Source organism: Rhodococcus gordoniae (genome assembly GCF_001646655.1).
Taxonomy (GTDB): Bacteria; Actinomycetota; Actinomycetes; order Mycobacteriales; family Mycobacteriaceae; genus Rhodococcus; species Rhodococcus gordoniae.
The window spans coordinates 20862-27521 of the sequence record NZ_LPZN01000008.1 but is presented as its reverse complement, the minus strand read 5'-3'; the positions used below and the strand labels follow the sequence as shown (position 1 = coordinate 27521).

At 69.4% G+C, this 6660-nt stretch carries 6 protein-coding genes; 4 read left to right on the top strand and 2 right to left on the bottom strand.

Annotated elements, in window-relative coordinates:
- The coding region (locus A8G18_RS05815; protein ID WP_064063103.1) for an SDR family oxidoreductase at nucleotides 1-723 on the top strand (723 nt) is incomplete at its 5' end.
- Nucleotides 724-762: 39 nt separating this feature from the next.
- Nucleotides 763-2412 (top strand): (2,3-dihydroxybenzoyl)adenylate synthase, encoded by a 1650-nt coding sequence (locus tag A8G18_RS05810; RefSeq protein ID WP_064063102.1) that lies wholly within the window; start codon nucleotides 763-765, stop codon nucleotides 2410-2412.
- Here the strand turns inward: A8G18_RS05810 and A8G18_RS05805 are convergent.
- Complete coding sequence (locus A8G18_RS05805) at nucleotides 2363-4261, bottom strand: ABC transporter ATP-binding protein (protein ID WP_064063107.1); 1899 nt, start codon at nucleotides 4259-4261, stop codon at nucleotides 2363-2365. The genes A8G18_RS05810 and A8G18_RS05805 overlap by 50 nt on opposite strands.
- 89 nt (nucleotides 4262-4350) lie before the next feature.
- Between A8G18_RS05805 and A8G18_RS05800 the strand changes: the two genes are divergently transcribed.
- Complete coding sequence (locus A8G18_RS05800; protein ID WP_016934492.1) at nucleotides 4351-4779, top strand: MarR family winged helix-turn-helix transcriptional regulator; 429 nt, start codon at nucleotides 4351-4353, stop codon at nucleotides 4777-4779.
- Between the two features lie 97 nt (nucleotides 4780-4876).
- Nucleotides 4877-5596: a 2OG-Fe(II) oxygenase gene (locus A8G18_RS05795; protein ID WP_064063101.1), complete on the top strand. Its 720-nt coding sequence runs from the start codon at nucleotides 4877-4879 to the stop codon at nucleotides 5594-5596.
- Nucleotides 5597-5725: 129 nt separating this feature from the next.
- Here A8G18_RS05795 and A8G18_RS05790 read toward each other — a convergent pair whose 3' ends face one another.
- Nucleotides 5726-6556, bottom strand: coding sequence for an SDR family oxidoreductase (locus A8G18_RS05790; RefSeq protein WP_064063100.1), 831 nt, complete (start codon nucleotides 6554-6556; stop codon nucleotides 5726-5728).
- Nucleotides 6557-6660: the final 104 nt, after the last annotated feature.

Below are 6660 nucleotides of genomic sequence, written 5' to 3'. Positions count from 1 at the left end.
CGCGCGACCGCGGAGACCCTCGCGCGCGCCGGGCACCGTCTCGTGCTCGTGGATCGCAACGCGGAAGGACTGGGTAGGACCGCTGCGCTGCTGGGCGATTCCGTCCCCACCTACGCCGTCGACATCCGCGACCACGACGCCGTCGCCTACGCCGTCGACAGCATCGAATCCGAGCACGGACCGATCGAGCATCTCGCGCACGTCGCCGGTGTCTTCACCACCGGATCGGTGCTCGACTCCGACCCCGAGGACTGGCAGCACATGTTCGACGTCAACGTCACCGGACTGCTGTCGGTCCTGCGTTCGGTCGGACGGGCCATGCGGGAGCGGCAGTCGGGTTCGATCGTCGTCGTCGGGTCGAACTCCGCGGGCGTGCCCCGCATGGGCATGGGCGCCTACGGATCGTCCAAGGCCGCCGCCACCATGATCGTGCGGATACTCGGACTCGAGCTGGGGCCGTACGGGATCCGCGCCAACATCGTCGCGCCCGGCTCCACCGACACGGCCATGCAGCGCTCGCTGTGGGCGGACCCGAACGACGACACCGGTGCCCGCGGAGCCATCGAAGGCGATCTGTCGCAGTTCAAGGTCGGCATCCCCCTCGGCCGTATCGCCGAACCCACCGACATCGCCGAGGCCATCGAATTCCTGCTGTCCGACCGCGCGCGTCACATCACCATGCAGGCGCTCTACGTCGACGGCGGCGCAACACTGCGCGCCTGACAGACCCACCCCGTCCCACCTCCCGAAAGGAACCGCTCCGTGACAACCGGTTTCGAGCGCACACCGCTCGTCGACACCGCCCGCTACCCCGAGGAGTTCGCCGAGCGGTATCGCGCAGCCGGTTACTGGACGAGCGAGACCTTCGGCGAGTTCCTCCCGGCCCGCGCCGCCCGGTTCGCCGGCCACACCGCCGTCGTCGGACACGACACCACGGGATCCTGGCGGCGCATCACCTACCGTGAACTCGACGACATCTCGGCCCGCATCGCCTCCGGTCTCGCCGACCTCGGGGTCCGCACGGGCGACCGCGTCGTCCTGCAGTTGCCGAACATCGTCGAGTACACCGAGGTCCTGTTCGCGGTCTTCCGCCTCGGCGCGCTCCCGGTCTTCGCCCTGCCCGCGCACCGTGCCTCGGAGATCGGCTACTTCTGCCGGTTCAGCGACGCCGCCGCGTACGTGATCGCCGACGAACACGGCGGGTTCGACTACCGCGTGCTCGCCCGGCAGATCACCTCCGAGACGGAGAATCCGCCGGCGGTCGTGGTCGCCGGTGAGGCCGAGGAGTTCACCGCACTCGGGTCGCTGCGCGACCGCGAACCGGCCCCGATCGCGGAGAGCGACTCCGAAAGCGTCGCCTTCCTGCAGTTGTCGGGCGGAACCACCGGAACATCGAAGCTCATCCCCCGCACCCACGCCGACTATCTGTACTCCGTGCGCGAGTCCGCAGCGATCTGCGGCGTGGACGAGAACACCCGCATGCTGGTCGCGCTGCCGGCGGCACACAACTTCCCGATGAGTTCGCCGGGCATCCTCGGTGTGCTGCACGCCGGCGGCACCGTCGTCCTCGCTCCGGATCCGAGCCCGGACACCGCGTTCGCCCTGATCGAGAGCGAGCGCGTGACGATGGCGTCGCTCGTCCCACCCCTCGCGCAGGCGTGGTTGTCGGCGCGGGCCCGCACCGGACGCGACCTGTCGTCGCTCGAGGTGCTGCAGGTCGGAGGCGCGAAGTTCCCGGCCGAAGCCGCCAAACGTGTTCGGCCCGAACTCGGATGCACGCTGCAGCAGGTCTTCGGTATGGCCGAGGGCCTCGTCGACTACACCAGGCTCGACGACGACGAGGACACCATCGTCACCACGCAGGGCCGGCCGATCAGCCCCGACGACGAAATCCGGATCGTCGACGACGCGGGCGATCCCGTGCCCGTGGGCACCGCCGGACACCTGCTCACCCGCGGCCCGTACACGATCCGGGGCTACTACGATGCGCCCGAACACAATTCGACGGCGTTCACCCCGGACGGCTTCTACCGCACCGGCGACATCGTCCGGCTCACCGGGCACGGCTACCTCGTCGTCGAGGGACGCGCGAAGGACCAGATCAATCGGGGCGGCGAGAAGATCGCGGCCGAGGAGGTCGAGAACCATCTGATCGCGCACCCGGCAGTGCTCGACGCGGCGGTGGTGTCGATGCCCGACGAGTATCTCGGCGAACGCACCTGCGCCTTCGTCGTCGCCGAGGGCGAAGCACCGAAGACCCTCGCGCTCAAGGAATTCCTGAGGAAGCGGGGGATGGCCGAGTACAAGATTCCCGACAAGGTGCGGTTCGTCGACGCCTTCCCGGTCACGGGAGTGGGCAAGATCAGCCGGAACGAACTGCGGCGCGCTCTCGCGGCCACGCTGAAGAACTGATCCCGCTCGGCGCCGAAGCGTCGGCGTCACCCCGCTCGGCACGAGCGGCGAGGATTGCGTAGCGGCCACCGCGGGCGACGAGTTCGTCGTGCGTTCCGCGTTCGACGATGCGGCCCCGGTCGAGGACCACGATCTCGTCGGCGTTCCGCACGGTCGAGAGTCGGTGCGCGATGGTGATGGTCGTGCGTCCGCTGCGCGCGGCGTCGAGCGCCTGCTGCACGGCGTGCTCGGTGTCGTTGTCGAGGGCGCTGGTCGCCTCGTCGAGCACGAGGACACGCGGGTCGCGCAGAAGGGTGCGTGCGATCGCCAGGCGCTGCTTCTCCCCACCCGAGAAGCGGTGTCCCCGGGCACCGACGACGGTGTCGTAGCCGTCGGGCAGCGAGACGATCAGATCGTGGATGTGGGCGGCGCGGGCTGCGGTCTCGATCTCGTCGTCGGTCGCGTCGGGCTTCGCGTAGCGCAGGTTCTCCCGGACGGTCGCGTGGAGGAGGTAGGTCTCCTGCGAGACCACGCCGACCAGTGCGGCGAGATCGGCGAGCCGCATGTCGCGCAGGTCGACACCGTCGATGCTCACACGTCCCTCGGTCGGGTCGTACAGTCGTGCGACGAGCGAGCCGAGGGTGGTCTTGCCCGAGCCGGTCTCGCCGACGAGCGCGACCTGAGCCCCGGCCGGGACGTCGAGGTCGATCCGGTCGAGCGCGTCGCGGTGGGCGCCTTCGTAGCGGAAGCTCACGTTCTCGAACCGCACGTGGCCCGCGACGGCCGCCGGGTCGACGGGCACCGGGTCGTGCGGGTCGTCGATGTCGACGGGAAGGTCGAGGTATTCGAAGATGCGGCTGAACAGCGCGAGCGAACTGGTGACGGAGACGCCGACGTCGAGCAGGCCCATCAGCGGCCGGAACAACGCGCCCTGCAGGCCGGTGAACGCCACCAGGGTGCCGATCGTCATGCCACCCGAGGTGGCCGGCAGCCCCGCCACCAGGTAGAGAACGGCGGGGATCGCCGCGAAGACGATGTTCATCGTGGCCATGCGCCAGCGACCGGACAACTGCGCGTGCACCTCGAGATCGGCCAGTTCCTCCGAGGTGCGGGCGAACTTGTCGGACAGTGCCGGGCCGGTGCCCAGGGTCTTGACGAGCAGGACGCCGCTGACCGACAGTCCTTCGTCGATCTGGGACTGCATGTCGGCGAGGCGGCGCTGCTGACGGGCGGTGACGGCGCGGCGCATGAGCGCGACCCGGCGGGTGAGCCAGATGGCCGGCGGGAGCACGATCAGCGAGAGCAACGCCAGTCGCCAGCTGAGGACGGCCATCGCGATCGCGGTGCCGACGACGGTGGTGACGTTGGAGGCCAGCGAGGTCGCGGTGTTGGTGACCACGGACTGCATGCCGCCGATGTCGTTGGTCAGCCGCGACTGGATCTCGCCGCCACGGGTGCGGGTGAAGAAGTTCAGCGACTGTCGCTGCAGGTGGGAGAAGACCCGGGTGCGCAGACCGTGCATGACGTTCTGGCCGACGGTCGTGGAGATCCAGGTCTGGACGACGGACAGGAGCGAACTCGCGACGGTGACGGCCAGCATGCCCCCGACCGCCCACAGCAGCAGGCTCACGTTCTGGTGCGGGATGGCGTCGTCGATGACGGCGCGGACGAGGAAGGGCGTCGCGAGGGAGATCACCGACGACGCGACGATGAGCGCGACGACGAGGGTGATCTTCCACCGGTGGGGCGCGAACAGGGCGCCGATGCGGCGCAGGCTCACCGGGGATTCGCGGAGCTGGTCGAGGTCCTTCTTGTCGAGCTTGCCCCGGCGGCCGGGTCTGCCGCCGAGCGTGGGTGGGGGCTGCATCATGTGCGCCACCTCGATTCGTGGTTCGTGACTCGTACTTGTTGAGGTTGCCTCATTGAGTGGGAACCGTCAAGTGAGGTACTGTGGCCATTATGTCGGATTCACCCGTCGCGCTGCGCGATCTTCTCCTCACCACCACGCGTACGCTGCGCCGACGCTGGCACGACCTCCTCCGGCCGTGGGGATTGTCACCCCACGAGTACCGGGCGCTCGACGTCATCGGACGCGCCGACGACCCCATCCGCCTCGGCGTCGTGGCCAAGGAACTGCGCATCGTCCCCCGCTCGGCCACCGAGGTGGTCGATCGCCTCGAGTCGCGCGGCCTCACCGAGCGGCTCCCCGATCCCGCCGACCGGCGCGCGGTCTGCGTGCGGCTGACGGACGAGGGCCGCAAGGTCCGGGCCGAGCTGGCCTCCGCCCGCGATGCCGACGCCGTCGCGATGCTCGACCGGCTCGACGCCGAGGAGCGCGCGCGACTGTCCGAGCTACTGCACAAACTCGTCGACGACCGGCCGCACTGAATTCTCTCCGGTCCGGGCACTCACATTTCCGTCGGCGACGACGTCTTCTCTACGAGTATGTCCGTGCCCGTGCGCCCGCGCCGATCGAGGAGAGCCCGTGGAGACCATCGACAGCCTGCAGTCTCGTGTCGACGCGTTCGCGTGGCCGGAACTGGCGCAAGAGCTCGACGAGAACGGCTGCGTCCTCACCGGGCCGCTGCTGAGCGACGACGAATGCGCCGAACTCGCCGCCCTGTGGGACGACGACGCCCGCTTCCGCACCACGGTCGACATGAGCCGCTACCGATACGGGCACGGCACCTACAAGTACTTCGGCCCACCCGTCCCCGACACCGTCGCATGCCTGCGTTCGGCGTTCTACCGTCGGCTGCTCGGCGTCGCGCGCTCGTGGGCCGAACGCCTCGGCGATCCCGCACCCTGGCCCGACGACTTCGACGACTGGCTCGGCATGTGCCACGCGGCCGGCCAGACCGACCCCACCCCACTGATGCTGCGCTACACCGCCGGCGACTGGAACGCTCTGCATCGCGATCTCTACGGCGACCTCGTGTTCCCACTGCAGGTCGTGATCGGGCTCGACCGAGCGGGCATCGATTACACCGGCGGCGAATTCCTGCTGGTCGAACAACGGCCCCGCGCGCAGTCGCGAGGCACCGTCACCGTGCTCGAGCAAGGCCACGCCCTGATCTTCACCACCCGCGACCGGCCGATCCGCTCTGCGCGCGGATGGTCGCGGGCGCCGGTCCGGCACGGCGTGAGCACTGTCCGCTCGGGCCTGCGTCGCACACTCGGCCTGGTGTTGCACGACGCGGCCTGAGCATCCTCGGTGCTGCCCGACGCGACCTACCCCGTCAACGTTCGAAGAACCGCGGCGGATCGTCCACGGGCATCGTGGCGATCTGCTCCTCGGTCACGCCCCGGCACCGTCCGCGGCGGGGCACCGATTTCACGAATCGGTGGGAGCCGACTCTTCGAGCGCTTGCCGGTAACGGCGCATGCCGCGCAGCCACCGGTCGTAGTCGGTGCCCTTGTTCCGGTACATCTCGAGGACCTCCGGGTGCGGGAGGATCAGGAAGTGCTCCTCCTCCATCGCGGCGAACACCGTCTCCGCGACGTCCGCGGGTTCGAGAACCGCACCGGCGGTCGTGACGGCCCGGGTGGCGAGTTCGCCGAGTGCGTGCCCGGATGCGTCCCCCGAATACAACAGGGGCGTGTTCACCCCCATCGGGCACAGACAGCTCACCCGTACGCCTTTGTCGCCGTAGGTCACCGACAGCCATTCGGCGAATCCGACGGCCGCGTGCTTGGTGACCGAGTAGGTGGCCGAGCCGATCTGCGTGAGCAGGCCGGCCGCCGAGGCCGTGCTGACGAAATAGCCTTCGCCGCGTTCGACCCATCGGGGGACCAGGAGCCGCGCCGCCCGGATGTGCGCGCGCAGGTTGACGTCGAAGGACTGCTCCCACACCGAGTCCTCGATCTCCAGACCGGGCACACCGGTGACACCCGCGTTCGCGAAGTACAGGTCCACGGGACCGAACTCCGATTCGGCCCGCTCGACGAGCCCACGGATGTGTTCCTCGTCGGAGACGTCCGCCGCCACCGCGACCGCGCTGCCCGGCGTCACCTCCTCGAGCTTCGCGACGACGCGCTGCGCGGCATGTTCGTCGAGGTCGGCGACCACCACTCTCGCGCCCCGCCCGACGAGTCCGGCAGCAATGGCGCCGCCGATTCCGCCGCCCCCTCCGGTCACGACGGCCACTTTTCCTTCGACCTTCACCGGCTGCTACCTCCCCGTCGAGTCGCAGTGCCGCTCCGTGCGGCACAGTTGGTACGGAACCTGTCTACACGTACCGCCCACACGCACGGAGGTCGAACACCCGG

Excerpts from the sequence above, each read along its gene's own strand:
- A8G18_RS05805 (WP_064063107.1), bottom strand. The coding sequence starts at position 4,261 with ATGATGCAGCCCCCACCCACGCTCGGCGGCAGACCCGGCCGCCGGGGC.
- A8G18_RS05800 (WP_016934492.1), top strand. The coding sequence starts at position 4,351 with ATGTCGGATTCACCCGTCGCGCTGCGCGATCTTCTCCTCACCACCACG.